This window comes from uncultured Hymenobacter sp., assembly GCF_964242765.1.
Lineage (GTDB): Bacteria > Bacteroidota > Bacteroidia > Cytophagales > Hymenobacteraceae > Hymenobacter.
The window spans coordinates 1-19,553 of the sequence record NZ_CAXTBM010000082.1; the positions used below are offsets into that span (position 1 = coordinate 1).

Annotated in this window: 17 protein-coding genes; 9 read left to right on the plus strand and 8 right to left on the minus strand. The window is 51.4% G+C overall.

The genetic code is table 11. The annotated features are described in order from the left end of the window. The 4 genes from ACFE7X_RS22330 to ACFE7X_RS22345 form a co-directional block, all read right to left on the minus strand. Positions 1-778: glycosyltransferase (locus ACFE7X_RS22330; RefSeq protein WP_375437902.1), on the minus strand; the 778-nt coding region annotated here is incomplete at its 3' end. A gap of 509 nt (positions 779-1,287) precedes the next feature. Continuing rightward, positions 1,288-2,565 (minus strand): lipopolysaccharide biosynthesis protein, encoded by a 1,278-nt coding sequence (locus ACFE7X_RS22335; protein ID WP_375437903.1) that lies wholly within the window; start codon positions 2,563-2,565, stop codon positions 1,288-1,290. Between the two features lie 715 nt (positions 2,566-3,280). Further along, the gene (locus ACFE7X_RS22340) at positions 3,281-3,715 is read right to left on the minus strand and encodes an acyltransferase (RefSeq protein WP_375437904.1); all 435 of its coding nucleotides are present in this window, start codon (positions 3,713-3,715) and stop codon (positions 3,281-3,283) included. Positions 3,716-3,822: 107 nt separating this feature from the next. Continuing rightward, positions 3,823-4,689: a glycosyltransferase family 2 protein gene (locus ACFE7X_RS22345; RefSeq protein WP_375437905.1), complete on the minus strand. Its 867-nt coding sequence runs from the start codon at positions 4,687-4,689 to the stop codon at positions 3,823-3,825. A gap of 782 nt (positions 4,690-5,471) precedes the next feature. On the opposite strand from ACFE7X_RS22345, the gene ACFE7X_RS22350 reads away from it, so the two are divergent. The 6 genes from ACFE7X_RS22350 (at position 5,472) to ACFE7X_RS22375 (ending at position 13,646) form a co-directional block, all read left to right on the plus strand. After that, positions 5,472-6,773 (plus strand): TolC family protein, encoded by a 1,302-nt coding sequence (locus ACFE7X_RS22350; RefSeq protein WP_375437906.1) that lies wholly within the window; start codon positions 5,472-5,474, stop codon positions 6,771-6,773. Between the two features lie 22 nt (positions 6,774-6,795). After that, positions 6,796-7,971 carry an efflux RND transporter periplasmic adaptor subunit gene (locus tag ACFE7X_RS22355; protein WP_375437907.1) on the plus strand — a complete coding sequence of 392 codons (1,176 nt, stop codon included), beginning with the start codon at positions 6,796-6,798 and terminating at the stop codon, positions 7,969-7,971. 105 nt (positions 7,972-8,076) lie between these two features. After that, the gene (locus ACFE7X_RS22360) at positions 8,077-11,304 is read left to right on the plus strand and encodes an efflux RND transporter permease subunit (RefSeq protein ID WP_375437908.1); all 3,228 of its coding nucleotides are present in this window, start codon (positions 8,077-8,079) and stop codon (positions 11,302-11,304) included. Between the two features lie 95 nt (positions 11,305-11,399). Beyond that, entirely contained in the window at positions 11,400-12,317 is a 918-nt protein-coding gene (locus ACFE7X_RS22365) for an alpha/beta hydrolase (protein WP_375437909.1), read from the plus strand. Between the two features lie 219 nt (positions 12,318-12,536). Beyond that, complete coding sequence (locus tag ACFE7X_RS22370; RefSeq protein ID WP_375437910.1) at positions 12,537-13,103, plus strand: hypothetical protein; 567 nt, start codon at positions 12,537-12,539, stop codon at positions 13,101-13,103. Between the two features lie 81 nt (positions 13,104-13,184). After that, entirely contained in the window at positions 13,185-13,646 is a 462-nt protein-coding gene (locus ACFE7X_RS22375) for a YybH family protein (protein ID WP_375437911.1), read from the plus strand. A 4-nt stretch (positions 13,647-13,650) separates the two neighbouring features. Here the strand turns inward: ACFE7X_RS22375 and ACFE7X_RS22380 are convergent, their stop codons facing one another. The 4 genes from ACFE7X_RS22380 to ACFE7X_RS22395 all read right to left on the minus strand — a co-directional run bounded on the left by ACFE7X_RS22380 (position 13,651) and on the right by ACFE7X_RS22395 (position 16,656). Beyond that, positions 13,651-13,953, minus strand: coding sequence for a hypothetical protein (locus tag ACFE7X_RS22380; RefSeq protein WP_375437912.1), 303 nt, complete (start codon positions 13,951-13,953; stop codon positions 13,651-13,653). Positions 13,954-14,076: 123 nt separating this feature from the next. Beyond that, positions 14,077-14,490, minus strand: coding sequence for a DUF779 domain-containing protein (locus tag ACFE7X_RS22385; protein ID WP_375437913.1), 414 nt, complete (start codon positions 14,488-14,490; stop codon positions 14,077-14,079). Positions 14,491-14,546: 56 nt separating this feature from the next. Continuing rightward, positions 14,547-14,912, minus strand: a complete 366-nt coding sequence (locus ACFE7X_RS22390; protein WP_375437914.1) for a hypothetical protein — start codon at positions 14,910-14,912, stop codon at positions 14,547-14,549. Positions 14,913-15,129: 217 nt separating this feature from the next. Further along, positions 15,130-16,656, minus strand: a complete 1,527-nt coding sequence (locus tag ACFE7X_RS22395; protein ID WP_375437915.1) for an aldehyde dehydrogenase family protein — start codon at positions 16,654-16,656, stop codon at positions 15,130-15,132. 265 nt (positions 16,657-16,921) lie between these two features. On the opposite strand from ACFE7X_RS22395, the gene ACFE7X_RS22400 reads away from it, so the two are divergent. The 3 genes from ACFE7X_RS22400 to ACFE7X_RS22410 all read left to right on the plus strand — a co-directional run. After that, positions 16,922-17,842: an AraC family transcriptional regulator N-terminal domain-containing protein gene (locus ACFE7X_RS22400; protein ID WP_375437916.1), complete on the plus strand. Its 921-nt coding sequence runs from the start codon at positions 16,922-16,924 to the stop codon at positions 17,840-17,842. Positions 17,843-17,897: 55 nt separating this feature from the next. Further along, positions 17,898-18,485, plus strand: a complete 588-nt coding sequence (locus ACFE7X_RS22405) for a DUF416 family protein (RefSeq protein WP_375437917.1) — start codon at positions 17,898-17,900, stop codon at positions 18,483-18,485. Positions 18,486-18,616: 131 nt separating this feature from the next. Next, positions 18,617-19,553, plus strand: a 937-nt coding sequence (locus ACFE7X_RS22410; protein WP_375437918.1) for an MFS transporter, incomplete at its 3' end; no start/stop codon positions are given.

The window sequence follows — 19,553 nt, forward strand, 5'->3', positions numbered from 1 at the left end:
CAAATGGCTCCAAATTAGCGCCGCAGCGCCCAATGGTAATCAGAGAAAACTGTGTACCCTTGGTACGAGCCAATTGAGAAACTTCTTTAGCGAATTGCGCGATGGCCGTATCAGGGTGAATGGTACCGAATATAACAATGGATACGGAGTTCCCTGAACCATTGGCCTCAAGCACTGACGCGGGTTTTTTATGCTTACTCGTAACGGGTATGTTGGCAAACAAGGGAAGGTAATCGGCTTTGAACCCGAGCCGCTTAAGCAGAAGCTGATAAAGTCGGGTCTGGGTATGCATAGCGGCGGGTTGCAGCGTTTTCACCATGGACCTAATCAACTGTTTCTGGACCCACCCCCATACTATGTGCTTCAGCGGTGCATCAATGAATACACCGACCCATAACTCGTGAAACATAATATGCCAGCGCCTTCCCCGGCCTAGGCGCGCTAATGATTCACTCAGACCCCACGGCAGACCTTTGGGTTGAAATGAAAACGCAACGTACTGTAGGCTCAGCCATTCCGGGTCAATTGCGTCTATCCATTGCTGAGCGGCAGCGAAACGGGCCGTTTTGCTGTGAGAAGCTGGAATGCGCAGAACAGGCAGTTGCTCCTGCTCCGCTTCCTGCGTACCCGATAGCTCCGCCTCTACATACGTGTCGTGCAGGGCTAAAGCAGCAACTTGGTGGCCTTGGTGAATAAGTTCGGCTGCTAGGCGCCTAGTATAATCTCCAACACCATCACGACCAGGCTCCAACGAACCACAAACAAAAATTATTTTCATACTTACCTTATGCCTAATGCAATGTGCTAATTAAATTTTAGAGTGAAAAATTCTTTTATAAGAAACGCGAAATAAAATATAAGAATCAAATATAAAAGCTACACTAGAATCAGCATTGAGTTTATTTGAAACAAATTGGTCATTTCTCAACACTTTCTCATCAGCCAAGACATTTTTCTACTTTGTTCACTCTTTAATTTAAGAACGGATCTAGTTGTTTTTAGCATCGTAAAACATAAATAATATAAATTTTATAGTAATACATCGGGCATGTTATTAAATAACACAAAGTATATTATATATTTATACTACCCGCAATCTATTTTCTAGTATAAATATTAGATAAATAGCTGTATGAAAATAAAGACTGAGTTTATTCTTCTCATTGACTTGGCGCCGCACATTACTTTCTAATTGCATCCTACTTCAAACAGAATACTACGAAACGCTAGATCTCAACTCCTGCTATTACCGTGCAACTAACCTTTGCAACAATTCTACCAATATGGCTATGACACAACCGGCTCGGATTTAGTTATTTTAAGTGTTCCATAAATCAAATAAAGCAACGCCTGCATTAATCCGATAAATATATTAAGAATAAGTGCTCCTTTCAGTGTGGATACATCAATTAACAAAATACCGATAACCACCGCAGCAACTTCAAGAGATATTGTTATGGCAGGATTAGTTGCCCATCCCCGACTTGAAACCAAAGAAAAAGATATACCAGTAATTAAGCTGAGGCAACTTCCTATTATACTTAAAACCAGTTCGATATTCAGACCTGAATAGTTTTTACCTAGTATCCACAGCACTTGGCTAGGAAACATCCATACGGCCCCAACAATGCAAACACTTAAAACCAATAGCCCCGCCTGAATCTGGAAATAACGCGTAAGAAGCACCGATTTATCAGCCGACAACCGGGCGAATCGAGGTATTACTAAGGTCATCAAGAGCATGGTAAAGAGACTGAGCATCGTTGACAGCCTCGACAAGGCGCCTATTTGTGCAATAGCCGCAGTCGTGCCGAAAATAGACATCAACCATACTGTAATCTGACCAGAAGCACTATAGTAGACCGCTCCCGGCAAAACTCGCTTTACCACTTTTAAGATGGCAGCCCGAATGGCGGGGTCAGGTTTTTGAGCGAGATCGGCGTATCCGGCCGAAATCTTCTTGAGCCTGTAATTTCCCCAAATCTGAGGCAGACCTGCCGCTAACACAGCTATGAAAGCCCATGGGAAAATAAACATCGTTAGCACAAGCAGTGCTAGACGGCCAATATTAACTCCCACCTGATTTTTTTGCAGAGGTGTGATGTCTTGGCGCAGTTTAGGCGCAGTTTCTAGTAGCGTATTAGATAGCCCGGTAAGAAAGGTTGGAATTGTAGCTAGCAACAGCAGGGCTGACATCAGCCAACTGGCCCCATGATGCCGCAAAAGCCAGATTAATATAGGAGCCGCGATAAGCAGACTACCAATCGCAAATTTCTTTCGAAGGTCGAGCCCAGTGACGAGCACTGTCCCAAGCTTCTCGCGGTCCTGCCACACTTTCCCACCCTGCGCGAGGACCCCTGTTGATATACCACCGTCAGCCAGCAGGATCATAGTCCCGAGCATCGTGTTAGCCAAAGTATAGAGTGCGTACTCTTGTGTGGGCAATAGGCGAATCACCAAAATTCCACAAAGGAAACTTATCGCCTGTACGACTACCTGTGCTGATCCAGTGATTGTAATCAGCCTTCCCCATTCCAATGCTCGCGCATAGTTTGGATGTTTCACTATGCGTTGAACCGATGTCCTCATAAAAACTTGACTATGACTGAAAGACATACCAGGAAGTGGAAACTTGCTTGTTGCCAAGGACTTCATCTAGTACTCTTATGTGTTTAAACACGCTAACTTTTGCATCTATATATGTTTTCATATAACTATTTTTAATATAATACAGAGGTTTCCTTTATATATCTAATCCTGCGAGAGATTTATCATATTTTTCTGCTACAAATATCCTCTATTATTTCGGATTGTTCTTTCTTAAGGCTGTTATCAATATTTATATATCATATTAACGCACTTATTTGCTGCATCAGTAATGGCTTTTATGCAACTCGGAAGTGAAATGGCATTGCCAATCTCATACGCTTCAAACACTTAGCTCTCCAATGCTTTGTGGGAGTAAAGGAGTAAAAGGCGCTGGTTCTCTAGAAAGCTAATCTACAGGATGTTGTGGCTTACCGGAAGTCTTCCCGCAGTGGCAATGGTGGCTACTGTGAATAACCGACGTTGTGGTTGCTACAAGGCTATACGCCTATTGATAGCATTACTCGCGTATTCCCGCTAACTATTATGCTCTAATGCTAACTATCCTGTTGAGAGGAACTAAGCTTAGCTTATAATTCAAACTCTGAAAAATAAATTTTGCAATAGGATAGCAAGAAATAATGATTTTCTATTAATAGAAAATATAGTTTCGCAATAAATTCATTTTATCTATCTAATTGAATAATCTGTCATATGAGGCATTATAATCCAAGTTTTGAATGCGCTGACTCTTAAGGACGGCCGGCATACCAAGATAAATTCCAAAAGGTTCAGTTGACTTTGTTAAGAGTGATTTTGCTCCTAATACAGAGCCCTTCCTCATTCGGACTCCCCCTAATAACATAGCATCGGCTCCAATAAAAACGTAATCTTCAAGTGCTATTTCAAGTTGCCTTCCCGCGCATTGTGGGTGATTCATGTCATGATCTGCCGTCATGAGTTTCACATAAGGAGATATAGAAACATTATTCCCTATAGCAATACCACCTCTATTATCGATTCGGCAAAACTGATTGATGGTGCTATTTTCTCCCATTAGGAAGGTATCTGGCGTATTGAATTTACACCCCAGGTGCACAGTACTGCCTTTCCCAATAGTAAAACCCATAACCTTCCTATAGTAGAACAATCTTATGGTATGGCTGGGCACATAGGAAATAAAGAAATTACACAGATATATTTTAAACTCAAATCCAAACCCTCTTAATCTCATGGCTACAATATACTTTGAGTAATCCGTTTCACATATAAATAGAACACATCTTTCTCGAAATCCTTTCTGTTATTACAAAAAGTCAAGAATCTTCTAGCAAGGACTTTAGTATAATCTAAACCACTTTTTTCTTTAAAACTAGCTTGGTGGTAGTTAAGAAAATCCTTTAAAAAGCTCCTCAACTCGCCATTTGGCTTCGAAGAAGAGTTGGACTCATGCTTCCTGTAGTGGCCCCATATCTTTGTATCATCGAAATAAACCTTAGCGCCCGCTAGATAACATCTATACCACAATTCATAATCACATACCTGCGTATTCAAAAACAAGTCGCCGTTACTGAACTCGACTTTTTTTAGCAGAGTTTTTTTAACTAAGCTGAAGTTCCAATGAAAAGCTGATTTAAAAAATAATTGCGAATATAAATCATCAACTACACCGCCTCGCAAATCGACGTGGTCTGGATAAAGAAATGTTTTATTTGTTTCTGTTACAAGTATTTCAAACTTACCCGTTACAATATCAAGTGTAGAGTCCGAATCGAACTTCGACAAAAACCCGGCTACCATCGTTGGGTGCATCAGATCATCGGCATTGAATATTACAAGGTAGTCTCCAATTGCCTTCGAGTAGGCTGCGTTCCAGTTGTCACCTATACCTAAGTTTTTGGTGTTTCTAAAAAGCTTTACCTTAGGTTCCTGAGAATAAAGCTTGCCGAGCAATTCCCAAGTTCCATCACTAGAGCAATCATCCTGAATAATAATTTCAACTAAATCATGCGTTTGCGCCAAGCAACTATTTACAGTTTGCTGAACATATTTAACCGCATTATAGGTTGGAATTATTATTGAAACCAGAGAAGAAGCCGACATTTAAAAACACTGTTTGACGAGGAAATAAGTAAGCAGATAAATAATTATTAAACAAATCAGGATTTCGTTGCTCCTTATTTCTTTAAAATATGTCGCCACTCGCATTCATGACTTCAAAGCTGCAAATATACTGATAAAGCATAGACCTTGGAAAGTTTACCTACGGCAGAGAAGCAGCCTCTTCAGCAATGCTAGTGTCAATAGATACTTGAAGCTGAACTGGTATCCAAATTTAGCCTGTATCGTAAAAGCGAGACACTTAGTTCAATTCACGCAAATTCTTACGGGCTAAGGCAGAGCAAGTCGTTGTGCAGAAAAATTGCGCTGCTTATTCCTAGCAGCGCAGAAACACACTTACTAAAGGCTTTATTATCATCCTATTATTTCTTTATAAGAAGCTGGTAGACAAGGAAATTCCACTGTCTGCTCACGAGCGATTCAACTGAACTAGGCATGTTTCTTAACTGCTCTTTTTTCTTAGGCATACAACCTTTTGCAAGAATTCCTGTTTACCCGCCTTGCACCCTCTTCGGATAGTACGCCTGCGCTCTTCCGCCAATCCCACCTGCTCCCCGCCTAGGGCAGACGTCATCCGAAAGCCTTATTACGTATGCAGCCTTACCCATGTAGGCAGTGTCCATCACACCGGCTTTCTTGTTTGCCTTGCGGCTTGTTCAGTCGCTTACCGTTCAGTTACGTAAAGTAGTAGCTGCTTTCACCAGTATATGAAACAAATGACATGGATGCCCCGGCTTTTGCTTGGTCTCCTTTTGCTTGCCCCAATGTGGCTGCAGGCGCAATCCTCCACTCTGCCACAAGCAAACGGCACTGAATTCACTCTGGCCCAATGCTTAAACGAGGCGCTAACCAACCAGCCTCTGGTACGCCAGGCACGCATTGACCAAGAAATTACTAGGTCTTCCAATCAGATTGCCTTGTCGGCTTGGCTACCGCAGGTGGGCTTTTCCGGCACGGCGCAGCACTATTTGCAGCTGCCCTTCACCATCTTCCCCAACGTGACGACTGGCCTCAATGAGCCGCGTCAGTTGGGGGTGCGCAACGTGACTACGCTGGGGTTGAGCGGCACGCAAGTTATTTACAACAACGATGTAAATCTGGCCGCTCGTAGCAAGCGTTTCAACTCGCGGGCCGCCGAGCAAAACACGGTGAACATAAAAATTGCCACCGTTAGCGATGTGAGCAAGGCCTTCTACAACGTGCTGCTGTCCCAACGCCAACTCGATGTCTTCACCCAGGATATTGCCCGCCTGCAACGCAACTACCGCGACGCCCGCGTCCGGTACGAAACGGGGGTTGCCGACAAGACCGAGTACTTGCAAGCGGAAGTATCGCTCAATAACTCGCTAGCTGGGCGCAAGCAGGCATTTGAAGCCGTAAATGCCCGCCTAGCGTACCTCAAGCAGCTGATGGGCTTATCGCCCGAGCGCACCTTAGCCTTGCAATACGACACGCTCAAGTTGGAAATTGAGGCTATTGTGGACACCACCGTGGCGCTCAATATCAACAACCGCATCGAGATTCAGCAGTTGCAAACGGAAAAAGCGTTGCAGGATATCAACGTGGATTATTACCGCCTGGGCTTCCTGCCTTCGGTATCAGCCTTTGCAAACTACAACACAGTGTTCCAGAACAACGAGGTGCGCGAGCAGTACCGCACACGCTTTCCCAACTCGTACACTGGTATTCAGCTGGGCCTGCCCATTTTCACGGGTTTCCGGCGCACCCAAAACATTCGTAGGGCACGCCTGCAAAACACCCGGCTAGACGAAGATATTGCCAACACGCGCAACCAGATCAACACCGAATACGCAACAGCGCTGGCCAACTACAAGGGCTACTACACCGAGTACCTACTTGGCAAGCGCAACCTGGAGGCGTCTAAGGAGGTGTACAACGTCATCAACTTGCAATATCGGGAAGGCATTCGGGCCTACGTTGACTTGATTGTGGCCCAAACTACGCTGCGCACCTCGCAGCTTAATTACTACACCGCGCTGTTTCAGGTACTGAGCAGTAAAGTGGATTTGCAGCGCGCCATCGGCGAGTTGCCCGTTTCTTACTAAGCTCTGCTGCTCTACTTTTTATATGAAGAAGACCCTTCTTGCCCTGTCTTACGCCGTGGGTCTATTTGCCTGGACGAGCTGCGGCAACAAAGACGCCGACAAACCTGCCGGGCCACCACCCGCCACCCCCGTAACGCTGGTGGATGCCCGCGTTACTGACGCGGTATATTACGACGAGTATCCAGCTACCGTAGTAGCCATCAACACGGTAGAGCTGCGCAGCCAGGTGGCGGGCTTCATCACTGGCATCTTCTTTAAGGAAGGAGAAGTGGTGACCAAAGGTAAAACGCTTTACGAAATCGACCGCCGCCGCTACCAAGCTGCCTACCAACAGGCACTGGCTGGCTTACGTAGCACGCAAGCCACCGTGCAGAATGCGCAGGTGAACCTGGAGCGCTACCAGCGCCTAGCGCAGCAAGACGCCATTGCCAAGCAGGTGGTAGATAATGCTTCCACAGCCTATGCTACCGCTCAAAGCCAAGTAGCGGAAGCCCAAGCTGGCGTATCCCTCGCTCGCACCGACCTTGATTACTCGCTGGTAAAGGCGCCCTTCACGGGCCGCATCGGCATCTCGCAGGTGCGCTTAGGTTCCCAAGTGAGTCCGGGTACTACTTTGCTCAATACAATGAGCGCAGAAGACCCAATGGCTGTGGACTTTGTGGTGACGGCAGCGGACTTGGGCCGGTTTGCCGACTTGCAGCGCCAAGCCCCTGCCCGCAGCGACTCCACGTTCCGGCTAGTACTGCCTGATGGTACGCCGTACCCGCAACCCGGCAAGATCTTAGCCATCGACCGGGGCGTGAACCAGGAAACCGGGACGGTGCAGATTCGGGTGCAGTTCGCCAACCCTAAGCGCCAACTCAAAGATGGCATGAGCACCGTGCTGCGCGTACTCAACCGCCAGTCGGGCCGCCGCATAGTAATACCCTACAAAGCCATTGTCGAGCAGATGGGCGAGAACTTTGTGTTCGTGGCCGGCGACAGCAGCAAAGCCTACCAGCGCAAAGTGCAGCTCGGCCCGCGCCTACGCGACCAGATTGTGGTGATGGAAGGCCTCAACCAAGGCGACAAGGTGGTGACCGAAGGCTTGCAGCGCCTGCGCGACGGAGGTCAGATTCAGGCGGGTACGCCCGCCCAGGCCGGTGCGCAAGGCCAAGCCGGTACTGGTGCCCCAGCTGCCGGCGGTGGCGCCCGATAGAAGAACGCCATGCTCGCTTTAGCGTCCACTGCGGAAGTATGACACTGTAAATTTTCCACATAGCACTAAGTACACTTTGGCCGCGCGCCAACAGAGATACATCTCATGATTGCAGAAACCTTTATTAGGCGCCCTGTCACCGCCATTGTTGCCTCCTTGGTGATTGTGTTGGTAGGGGCGCTGGCCATTCTGAATTTGCCCATTGGGCAATATCCAGAAATCACGCCGCCCACCGTGTCGGTGACTGGTACCTACACCGGCGCCGATGCCCAAACCGTAGAGCAGACCGTTGCCACGCCCGTGGAAGTGCAAGTCAACGGCACGCCGGGCATGACCTATTTGCAAAGCAACAGCACCAGCAACGGGCAGATGAGCATGACCGTCAACTTCGAGGTCGGCACCGACATCAACATTGCCGCCCTCGACGTGCAAAACCGAGTGGGTATTGCGCAACCCACGCTGCCGCAGGAAGTGCAGCGCCTGGGCTTGGTGGTCCGCAAGCGGAACCCGAGTATTCTGATGCTAGTGGCCATGTACGCGCCCAAAGGCACCCACAACACCACCTTCCTCGACAACTACGCCAACGTCTTCGTCAAAGACGCGCTGTTGCGCACTAAAGGCGTAGGAGATATTGTGTCGCGGGCCGACGACTTCTCGATGCGGGTGTGGCTCAATCCCGATAAACTCTCGCAGCTCGGCGTCACGGCGCAGGAAGTAACGGCCGCCATTCAGGAGCAGAATGCCCAGATTGCGGCCGGCTCTATTGGGGCGCCCCCGCAGCAAACCGGCCAAACGTTCGAATACATCGTGTTTGTAAAAGGCCGTTTAACTACCACCGAGGAATTCGGTGACATCGTGGTGAAAACACAACCCGAGGATAATTCGGTGGTGTACCTCAAGGATGTGGCCCGCTTGGAGTTGGGCAAGTTCAACTACGGCAACAACTCGTTCGTGGACGGCAAGCGCGCTGCCTATCTGCTGGTGTACCAGGCCCCCGGCGCCAACGCCCTCGAAACGTTCGAGAACGTGAATGCGACGATGGCAGACCTGAAGAAGCAGTTTCCCGCCGACCTCGATTATGTGGTGCCTTTCGAAGCCGCTTCGGTGGTGCAGGTATCCATCGAGGAAGTGCTGCATACGCTGGTAGAAGCGCTGCTGCTGGTAGTGGTGGTCGTGTTTCTGTTCCTGCAAAGCTGGCGCTCCACGCTGATTCCGGTGCTGGCTATTCCGGTATCCATCGTGGGCACTTTCATCTTCTTTATCCCGCTTGGCTTCACTATCAATACCCTGACGATGTTTGGCTTCGTGCTGGCCATTGGTATTGTGGTCGATGACGCCATTGTGGTGGTGGAAGCCGTGGAGCACAACATGAACGAGCGAGGGATGAACTCCATGGACGCCACGCTGGCGGCCATGCGGGAAATTTCGGCGCCGGTAATTGCCATTGCTCTAATTCTGGCGGCTGTGTTCGTGCCGGTCGGGTTCATTCCCGGTATCACCGGCCGCTTGTATCAGCAGTTCGCCATTACCATTGCTATTTCGGTGTTGATTTCGGCCTTCGTGGCCTTGTCGCTCACACCGGCTTTGTGCGTGTTGCTGCTCAAGCCCCACAAGCGCGACGAAAAATCAGGTGGTATCGACAAGCTGTTTTTCAAGTTCAACACCTGGTTCGACAAAGTGACGAACAAGTACGGCAACGGCGTGCATCGAGGTATCAAGCACTCCCGCTTTGTGGTGGTGATTCTGGTGTGCATTGTGGCGGCTACGGCCTTCATGTTTATCAAGAAGCCGGGCGGCTTTATCCCGACCGAAGACGAAGGCCGCATTATCGTGACCTTCAACTTGCCGGAAGCTTCTTCTACCGCTCGTACGGTAAGCACCCTGAACGAGATTATGAAGGAGCTGAGCCAGATTAAAGGCATTCGGCACTATGCGGGTCTGGGAGGATTGAACGCCGTAAACTTCTCGTCGAAATCGAACAGCGGCACGGTGTTTTGCCAGTTGCAGCCGTGGGAAGAACGTGAAGACAAGGAGCTGCAATTGCAGAGCCTGATTGCCACCGTGCAGCAACGCCTGAGCCGCCTCAAGGAAGCCAATATTGTGGTGATTTCGCCGCCTGCTATTCCGGGCCTCGGCAACACCGGTGGTTTCTCGTTTGTGTTGCAGGAACGCGAAGCCGCCGGCGACATCAAGAACTTCGATGCTGCGCTGCAAAATTTCCTCGGTGCCCTGCGTAAGCGACCCGAAATTGCCGGTTCTTTCTCGTTCTTCACCGCCAATACGCCCGGCTATCAGCTCACCATCGACCGGGAGAAAACCAAGAAGCTCGGCGTCTCGATTGCCGATGTGGGCACCGCCTTGCGCACCTACCTGGGTAGCTCCTACGTAAATGACTTCACGGTGTACGGCCGCAACTTCCGCGTCGTGACGCAGGCCGATTCCATGTACCGCGGCGACATCAGTAACCTGGGGCAGTACTATGTGCGCAACAGTTCTGGCGGCATGGTGCCGCTAAGCACGCTCACGTCTTACAAACGGGCGGAAAGTGCTCCGCTTATCTCGCACTACAACCTGTTCCGCTCGGCCGAAATCAACGGCAACCCCGCCCCTGGCTACAGTTCCGGCGACGCCATCAAGGCCTTGCAGGAAACTGCCGCGCAGTCGTTGCCCCAAGGCTACGGGTTCGAGTTTTCGGGGTTGAGCCGCGAAGAACTGTTGGCTGGCGGACAAACGGTGTACATTTTCGGTCTCTCGATTGCCTTCGTGTTCCTATTCTTGGCGGCACTCTACGAGAGTTGGTCGGTGCCGTTTTCGGTGCTGCTGGCCGTGCCGGTGGGAGCGTTTGGGGCTATCCTGGCCCTTACGCTCATCCCGAGGCTTACCAACAACGTGTACGCCCAAATCGGTTTGATTACGCTGATTGGTTTGTCGGCCAAGAACGCCATTCTGATCATCGAATTTGCGAAGGAACGGGTTGACAAGGGTATGCCGCTGGTAGAGGCCACGCTGGAAGCGGTACGACTGCGTTTGCGCCCTATCGTTATGACCTCGCTGGCCTTCATCTTGGGGGTGCTGCCACTGGTATTTGCGTCCGGTGCCGGTGCCCAAAGCCGTCAGACAATTGGCTGGACGGTGCTCGGCGGTATGCTCTCGGCTACTGTGTTGGCTATCTTTATTGTGCCCGTGCTGTACGTTATCATCACGCGGTTTGCTTATGGCAAAGAGAAATTGGCTGAGTTGGAAGCCAACTACAAACCCGACGAAGAGCATGGCGGCCCTGCTTCGGATAAGCCGGCCGGCGAAGGTCAACATCCGGCGCCTAGTCCGACGTAGTAAGTGGTTTACTTGGTTCCGAACCCAAAAGCCCCGGCATGCATAATTCCGGGGCTTTTTTGTATCCTTAACGCTATAATCCGCCCTTACACTCGATGAAAAAGCTACTCCTCACGATTGCCCTTGGCGCTTGCTCTCACCTGCTACTGGCGCAGCAGGTTATTTCCGTGTACGCCGTTACCATCCCCGATTCCAAGCCAAGTGACGTAAAGGAAACCAGCGTGACGCTGGAAAATGGTGGCATCCGCATTTCCAACGTTATTCAGCCAACATTAACTGTATTCAGACCAGCCAAAGACAAGGCCAACGGCACGGCGGTTATTGTGTGCCCGGGTGGGGGCTACGCTCGATTGTCTATCGACCACGAAGGTACCGATGTAGCCAAACGGCTGACGGAAATGGGCGTCACGGCGTTCGTGCTTAAGTACCGCCTGCCCAACGACCAAAGCCAGCCCGACAAAACCATTGCCCCGCTGCTCGACGCGCAACAGTCTATTCGGTTGGTGCGGCAGCGGGCCACGGAATTTGGCGTGAACCCGGCGCGTATTGGTGTAATGGGCTTTTCGGCGGGTGGACACCTGGCTTCCACCGCGGGTACGCATTTCGCCAAGCCCGTCGGCCAAGACCCGACCAACACTTCCGTCCGGCCCGATTTCTTGGTGCTGCTCTACCCCGTTATCAGTCTGACAGACAGCTTAATGCACGCTGGTTCGCGCAACAACTTATTAGGCACCGCACCTTCAGCCGACCAAATTCAGCTTTACTCCAACGATCAGCAGGTAAGTGCCCAAACGCCGCCTACTTTCCTGGTGCACGCCGCCGACGACAAAACGGTTAAAGTGCAGAACAGCTTGCGTTTCTACGAAGCCTGCCTGCGCCGCGGCGTGCCCGTCGAAATGCACCTCTACCCGAAAGGCGGCCACGGTTTCGGCATGAACAACAAAACCACCAACGACAAATGGGTGGAACGCATGCAAAACTGGTTTGACGCCAACGGTTGGCTCGTGAAATAGACTGCAACTGCTATTTTTTCTGACGAGCAGAGCCCCTGAGACAAACTCTCAGGGGCTCTGCTATTTACGAAGCAAGTACTCTGTTCTTTCTATTGTTACGGCATCTTGAAATTATATAGCGCACTTCAATACTATAAGCTCCTCAGTCGCACTGGCACGGTGCTTGCAAACTTCCTTCTCAAGTGAGTGAAGGTTCCCTAACCATTAAATTTATTTGCCATGAAAAAGGTCAGTTTGCTTTTCGCCCTAGTTTTAATTTTCGCATCTATTTTCAGCTTCAATACCCAAGCCCAAAACCGCGTAAGTTCGCACGCTAAAGGCGCTGTTATTGGCGGCCTGGGTGGCGCCGCCGCTGGTGCTCTTATCAACAAGCGCAACCGTGTAGTAGGAGGTGTAGTAGGTGGGGCCGCGGGGGCCGGTCTTGGATATGCCATCGGCAAGAACGCCGACAACAAGCGCAAAGCCGAAGCGGCCCGCGTAGCGGCGGCCAACCGTGCTGAAGCTAACCGCGTGGCTGCCGCCCGTCGTGCCGAAGCCCAACGCGTTGCCGCTTACAATTCCGGCCTGGAAAAAGGAGCGGTGTTGGCAGCAAAATCCTCGGCTACTCCTGCTGGCGCTACTGCCCTTGCTGCTGGTACCAGTGCCGGCGTGATGTACACGCTGAACTCTAGCGCCAACCAAGCTGCTTACGCTCCTACTACTTCTAGCCTTTACTTGCCCAATGAGTCGTACGGCGACCGGACGTCGGCTTATCCTAGTTCGGAAGTTCGCAGAAAAAGCTGGTAATTTTTCGCTCTTATACCTTAAAACCCGAGCCTTTGGGCTTGGGTTTTTTCATCTTCCTTAATCTACCAAACTCTTACTTATATGAAATTCTATTTCGGTTGGCTGCTTGCAGCAGCTTCTCTAGCTTCTTGTTCCACTGATAAAAAGCCGGCAGAAGCTGTAAATGTCCAAGCGCTCAACCAACAGTTTATCGGGGCCTGGAACAGCAGAAACACGGCTCAACTGGATACGCTACTGGCTGATGATATCCAATATTCGCAAGGCGAAACGCACTTTAAAGGTAAATCGGAAGTATCCGACAAATGGGTGCGCGCCACGTTGGGCACCATCACCGACCTGAAAACCTATACTACCAGTTCCGGCACCGATATGCAAACGGCCTACGAAGCCGGTACTTTTTCCACAGAAGTGGTGCCTGAAAGCCCCAACTCGCCGCGCGGCGAAGGGGAAGGCAACTTCATTCTGTTATGGAAGAAAAACGCCAAAAACGCCTGGAAACTAAGCTACGTGCAGTTGGAAGGCTTGCCAGTGCGCACGAAGTAGCAAGCTATTCCGTCTGCTCCAGCCAATACACCAGCGTTCCGGTTGGTACAGTCAGCGTTTCATGCGTTAGCAGCAAGGCCGGCGTTTCGGTAGCCATAGCACCCTGCGAATTAATGGGGCGTGATATTGCTTCGATGCTAGCCGAGGCTTCTGACTCGCCGCCGTCCGGGAATACCAACCGTACCAGACAGTGCATATGCAAGTCGAAGCACTCAAGAAGTGGCGTGCCTTGCTGAGCAATCACTAATACGCCTAAGCCTGTTAGGTTTACGCTTTTCTCTACTTGCATCAAGAGGTTAGGGTGCATCTACTTTATACGTTGAAAAGCCCCCGACAACTCGTTTGTCGGGGGCTTTTGCATACAATAACCTAGCTTTTCAGGAAAGGGCAGGCTCAACAGCCCAGTTACTTGCAAGTAAATACTGAACTCTTATTCCACTACGTTAGGTCTGGTTAGGTACTCTTCGCCATCATAGATGGTAGCCATTTTGCTTGCCTTCTCTTCCGTGAATAAGCGGGAACGAATCAAGAACCGGACGCCGAGCGGAATTTCCAGGGAGAAACTGGCGCCGCGACCTTTCGTGACATCGACGGTGAGTTGGGTATGCTGCCAGTACCCGAACTGGCTGGCGCTCATAAAGAAGTCGCAACCATGAATTTGGCCGAGCCAGATATCGTTGGTTCCCACCCGGAACTCACCGGCTGTGAAGCACATAGGCGAAGAACCATCGCAGCAGCCGCCGCTTTGGTGAAACATAAGGGGTCCATGCTCGTCGCGTAGTAAGTCGATGGTGGCTTCGGCGGCTGGTGTCACAAGCACGCGGGGAGTAGGTTCGCTGGACATAGGGGTGGCGTTAACTCGGAATTAGCAAGCATTGGCCAAAGCAATGGCCAGCGGATTCAATTTTGAAAATACGGAGCAACAACACCTTTACGGACGTAGGTGTACACGGTGCCAGTTTGTAAATTTTGCACTCGCACCCAACCTCTCTTTTGCTCTCGAAGATTATACCGAACATGATGTTCAGAATCGTAGAGAATTTCCCAGTTGCCAGCGCTATCCATCATGCCGCCTCTTAGTCGAGGAGAAGGCATAGGAATGGGCTTTGGCTGTTGCTCAGAGTGAGATAGTTGAAACTCCTCCGTTTTTTGCAACGACCAATCCGGGTTCTTCTGGCCGGGCACCGGAAGCTTTTGGGCCTGAGTTGAAGTGGCACTGAATAACACCACCAAAACGGCCAGCACAAGTTTAAACAAGTCAGCCATAAACATCAGCCGTCTAAATACATCCGTTGATAATGACGAGTATTTCTTCCTCAGCATTGCGCCGGTCTACAAAAACAAGCAAGTATCTGATAACGAGCAACAAAAGAACGTCATGCTGAGCTTGTCGAAACCTCTCCCGCTTCGTCCTCCTATCAGGATTTAGGTTGGTGGGAAAGGCTTCAACAAGTTCAGCATGACGTTCTTACGTCCCTCGGTTCTAGAAGAAGCCGAGTTTCTGCTGGCTGTAAGAAATCAGCATGTTTTTGTTCTGGCGGTAGTGGCTGAGCATCATCTTGTGGTTCTCGCGCCCGAAGCCCGACGATTTGTAGCCGCCGAACGGAGCACCCGCCGGATAATCATGGTAGCAGTTCACCCACACGCGGCCGGCCTGAACGGCGCGAGGCACTTCGTACAGTTCATGCGCATCGCGAGTCCAGACGCCGGCACCGAGGCCGTAGAGCGTGTCGTTGGCTATTTCTATGGCTTCTTCTACCGTTTTGAAGGTGGTCACAGATACTACTGGGCCGAAGATTTCCTCCTGGAAGATGCGCATCTTATTGTGGCCGCGGAACATGGTGGGCTGAATGTAGTAGCCCTCTGCCAGCGCGCCATCTTCCTGATGGTAGGCGTCGCCACCAGTCAGCACTTCAGCACCTTCGGCCTTCCCGATTTCCAGGTAGCTCAGAATCTTCTCGAACTGGTCGTTGCTGGCTTGGGCACCCATCATGGTTTCCATGTCGAGGGGGTTGCCGAGCTTGATGGCCTTCACCCGCTCAATTACGCGGGCAACAAATTCGTCGTAGATGTCTTCCTGCACCAGCATCCGCGAAGGGCACGTGCAGATTTCCCCTTGGTTGAGGGCAAACATCACGGCACCTTCAATGGCTTTGTCGAGGAAATCGTCGTCGGCATCCATCACGCTCTTGAAGAAGATGTTCGGTGACTTACCGCCCAACTCCATCGTTACGGGGATGATATTTTCGGAGGCGTACTGCATGATCAGGCGGCCCGTGGTGGTTTCGCCGGTGAACGACACCTTCTGAATGCGCGGCGACGAAGCCAGCGGCTTACCAGTTTCCAGCCCGAAGCCGTTTACCACGTTCACCACTCCCGGGGGCAGCACATCTTGCAGCAGTTCCATGAGCACCATGATGGAAGCGGGCGTTTGCTCGGCGGGCTTCATCACCACGCAGCAACCAGCGGCCAGCGCGGGCGCCAGCTTCCAGGTAGCCATCAGCAGCGGGAAGTTCCAGGGGATAATCTGGCCGACCACGCCCAGCGGCTCCTGAATGTTCATGGATAAGGTGCTGGCGTTGAGTTCGGTAGCACTACCTTCCTCGGCCCCAATCACGCTACCGAAGTACCGGAAATGGTCGACGACCAGCGGCAGGTCGGCGGCCATGCACTCCCGAATGGCCTTGCCGTTCTCCACGCACTCCACGGCCGCCAAATGAGCTAGGTTTTGCTCGATGATGTCGGCCACTTTCATCAGCAGGTTGCTGCGGGTGGTGGCCGAAGTGCTTTTCCAGGTTTTGAAGGCTTCGTGCGCCGCGTCGAGAGCCAGTTCTATGTCTTCTTTGGTGCTACGGGCTACTTTGCAAAACGCCTTGCCATCAATAGGCGACGGGTTTTCAAAGTACTGCCCTTTCACCGGGGCTACCCATTTGCCTCCAATGAAGTTGTCGTAGTGCGATTTGAACTGGGGTCGGGCAACAAGGGTGGTGGGTTTTTCTAAGGTTTCCATCAGTGCTAAAATGAGGTTAGATTTAGACACCCCAAGCTAGCCGTTACCTCCACCAAAATAGTTGTAATATACTCTCAGAAAAGAAGTGTATCCTCGCACAATGTAAGTACTCACTCACTTACTTGAACCTGCTATATTAGAGGTAAATTAGTGGAAGTGTACGCTGCCAAGGCGGCCTGCTGCCGCAACTGTTCTTGGTTTTCATTGTTTACGGGTTGGGCTCGCACCGCTTTTCAACGCCTCAACCCCTCTTGCCTGTTCGTCCATGCCTCACTTGCCCGCCCCTATCGCACTCCGCCAAACCGACCAGCTGACCACGCTAGTTGAAAACCGAACGGTGTACGCCCTGGATGCTTTCGAGTTGAACGTGTTTGAAACGCACCGCACTGCCCACCAAGTACCGCTCAGCATGGGCAACTTGGTGCTGACCACCATGCTACGGGGCAAAAAGGTGATGCACCTAGCGGGCCGCCCGGCCTTCGAATATCTGCCCGGCGAGTCGGTTATCGTAGGCCAAAACGAAACCATGCTCATCGACTTTCCGGAAGCCGCTGACAACAACCCCACGCAGTGTTTGGCAGTGGCCATTCCCACCGATACCATTCGCCAGACCGTCGATCTACTCAACGAGCACCATCCCCGCGTCGAAGAGCACCTGCCCTGGCAGCTCGACACCCATGACTTCGCCCATTTCCAGAATACACCCGAGCTTACTTCGGCCTTGGAACGGCTCGTGCAACTATCTCGCGACACGGGCCGCATCAAAGACGTGTTGGCTACGTTCACCATCCAGGAAATGCTGGTGCGCCTCATGCAGACGCAGGCCCGCCAGCTTATTTTCAACAATTACACCCAACATCTTACTTCCCACCGCTTTGCGCACGTAGTGCAATACATCAAGCAGCACCTCACCGAGCAGATTACGGTGGAAAAGCTGAGTGCCTTGGCGTGCATGAGTAAGGCCACATTTTTTCGGGTGTTCAAGCGCGAATTAGGCCTCACACCCATCGAATACATCATTCAGGAGCGCCTTGCGGAAGCCAAGCGCCTGCTGCGCAACCCGCTTGCGTCGGTGGCGGATGTCTGTTTCCGGGCGGGCTTCAACAACACGGCGTATTTTCAGAAACTGTTCAAGCAGTACGAGGGCATGACGCCCGGCCTGTACAAAAAGCAGCACGCGGTGTAAGCAAGCTTTTCACTGCTAATCAACTCTTCATAATTAATTTGGTGTATTTGCAGACTTGTTAGACACTTCGCACACCTTTCAGTTATCCGCTCGCCATAAATCCGTTATGGCTGCGCTTACTTGTGAGAAGATGCAGGTGCTCTACGAGGCTTTCTGCGAGGTAGAAGAATGGGGTGACCCTGCACTTTATCAGCAAGGTATCAATGCTTTATACAGCTTTGGGCTAGACAACTCAACTGCCGCAACCATTCAGTTTTTAGCTAACACACAGTACCTCTCTCCGGATCTAGACGATTTCACTACTCCCTTGGCCTCGTATGCTCTTGATGCGAGTAGCGCGCTTACGGAGGCGCTTCTTTTTGTCTCGAAGCAAGAGGAAAAGCACTTCCATAACCATCTGGCAGCCGTCACGGATTGCATCGACATGTTCGTGCAGATGTATTTGAACTTGAATCCGAACCGCCGGGATTTAGATGCAGTAATCAAGGCGGATCAGTACATGCAGCAAGAGCACGAACGGCGCGAAAGGCTATGTACAGCATTGCAAAGCACTTCCACCATTACGCCTAGCGCCATCGAGGCGCTGAAAAACCTTAACGGCACCGAGCCCATAGTAGGCCTCGACCGTTTGGCTGGACTATGAGGTAAAGACCGTTTTAGACATTGGCTTGCCGGGTCCTGCGCTCTTAAGTTAGCCGCAACCTTAAAGCTGTAATTTCTGTTAGGGGAGGCCGTACGAGCCTCTGCCACACTGCAGCGGCGGCAACTTACCTCATGAAACAACAAGCCGTGGCTGATCATCAGCCCGTAGCAAAGGACGCACGTCCTCTGCCAGCTACTCCCCAAACTCCGCTTGCCCCCGCTTTGGTATGGCTAATGGCCATTACCTGTGGGCTGGTGGTGGCCAACATTTACTACAACCAACCGTTGCTGGCGGAAATCAGCCGCACGTTCCGGCTTTCCGAGAGCGAGGTAAGCTTGGTGGCCACTATTACGCAGGTGGGCTACACGCTCGGGCTGCTGTTTGTGGTGCCGCTCGGCGACAAGCGCGAGCGGAAAGGATTGATCCTGACGCTGATTTTGGCGGCGGCGGTGTGCATGGCGGCAGCAGCCTTTGCTCCTACGTTTGCCTTGCTGGCAGCGGCTAGTCTCTGCATTGGCATCTTTTCGGCGGTGCCCCAACTGCTCATGCCCATGGCCGCTTCGTTGGCCTCCGATGAGGAACGAGGCCGGGTGGTAGGCAAAGTGATGAGCGGCTTGCTGATTGGCGTTCTGCTTTCGCGCACTATCAGCGGCTACGTGGGTGCCCACTTCGGCTGGCGCACTATGTTTTGGGTTGGAGCAGCCGTGATGGTGCTGCTAACCGGCATTCTGGCCCGGATGCTGCCGCGCAACCAGCCGAATTTCCAGGGCAGCTACGGCGGACTGCTAAAGTCACTGCTCACCCTCACCCGCGACTTGCCCATATTGCGGCGCTCGGCGCTCGTGGCCGGCTGCATGTTCGCCGGCTTTAGCGCCTTCTGGACTACACTGGTGTTCTTTTTGGAAAGCGACACGTACCATTACGGCAGCGACGTAGCCGGCTTGTTTGGTTTGATTGGGGCCAGCGGAGCCTTTGCCGCTTCCTTCGCCGGGAAATCAGCAGACCGCAAAGGCCCTGACTTCGGTATTAACCTCGGCATTCTCATGTTCGTGGGGGCCTATGTACTAC

What these genes read in the sequence shown, in the direction of transcription:
- ACFE7X_RS22340 (WP_375437904.1), bottom strand. Translation starts at nt 3,715, where the DNA reads ATGGGTTTTACTATTGGGAAAGGCAGTACTGTGCACCTGGGGTGTAAA.
- ACFE7X_RS22345 (WP_375437905.1), bottom strand. Translation starts at nt 4,689, where the DNA reads ATGTCGGCTTCTTCTCTGGTTTCAATAATAATTCCAACCTATAATGCG.
- ACFE7X_RS22350 (WP_375437906.1), top strand. Translation starts at nt 5,472, where the DNA reads ATGTGGCTGCAGGCGCAATCCTCCACTCTGCCACAAGCAAACGGCACT.
- ACFE7X_RS22355 (WP_375437907.1), top strand. Translation starts at nt 6,796, where the DNA reads ATGAAGAAGACCCTTCTTGCCCTGTCTTACGCCGTGGGTCTATTTGCC.
- ACFE7X_RS22360 (WP_375437908.1), top strand. Translation starts at nt 8,077, where the DNA reads ATGATTGCAGAAACCTTTATTAGGCGCCCTGTCACCGCCATTGTTGCC.
- ACFE7X_RS22365 (WP_375437909.1), top strand. Translation starts at nt 11,400, where the DNA reads ATGAAAAAGCTACTCCTCACGATTGCCCTTGGCGCTTGCTCTCACCTG.
- ACFE7X_RS22370 (WP_375437910.1), top strand. Translation starts at nt 12,537, where the DNA reads ATGAAAAAGGTCAGTTTGCTTTTCGCCCTAGTTTTAATTTTCGCATCT.
- ACFE7X_RS22375 (WP_375437911.1), top strand. Translation starts at nt 13,185, where the DNA reads ATGAAATTCTATTTCGGTTGGCTGCTTGCAGCAGCTTCTCTAGCTTCT.
- ACFE7X_RS22380 (WP_375437912.1), bottom strand. Translation starts at nt 13,953, where the DNA reads ATGCACCCTAACCTCTTGATGCAAGTAGAGAAAAGCGTAAACCTAACA.
- ACFE7X_RS22385 (WP_375437913.1), bottom strand. Translation starts at nt 14,490, where the DNA reads ATGTCCAGCGAACCTACTCCCCGCGTGCTTGTGACACCAGCCGCCGAA.
- ACFE7X_RS22390 (WP_375437914.1), bottom strand. Translation starts at nt 14,912, where the DNA reads ATGGCTGACTTGTTTAAACTTGTGCTGGCCGTTTTGGTGGTGTTATTC.
- ACFE7X_RS22395 (WP_375437915.1), bottom strand. Translation starts at nt 16,656, where the DNA reads ATGGAAACCTTAGAAAAACCCACCACCCTTGTTGCCCGACCCCAGTTC.
- ACFE7X_RS22400 (WP_375437916.1), top strand. Translation starts at nt 16,922, where the DNA reads ATGCCTCACTTGCCCGCCCCTATCGCACTCCGCCAAACCGACCAGCTG.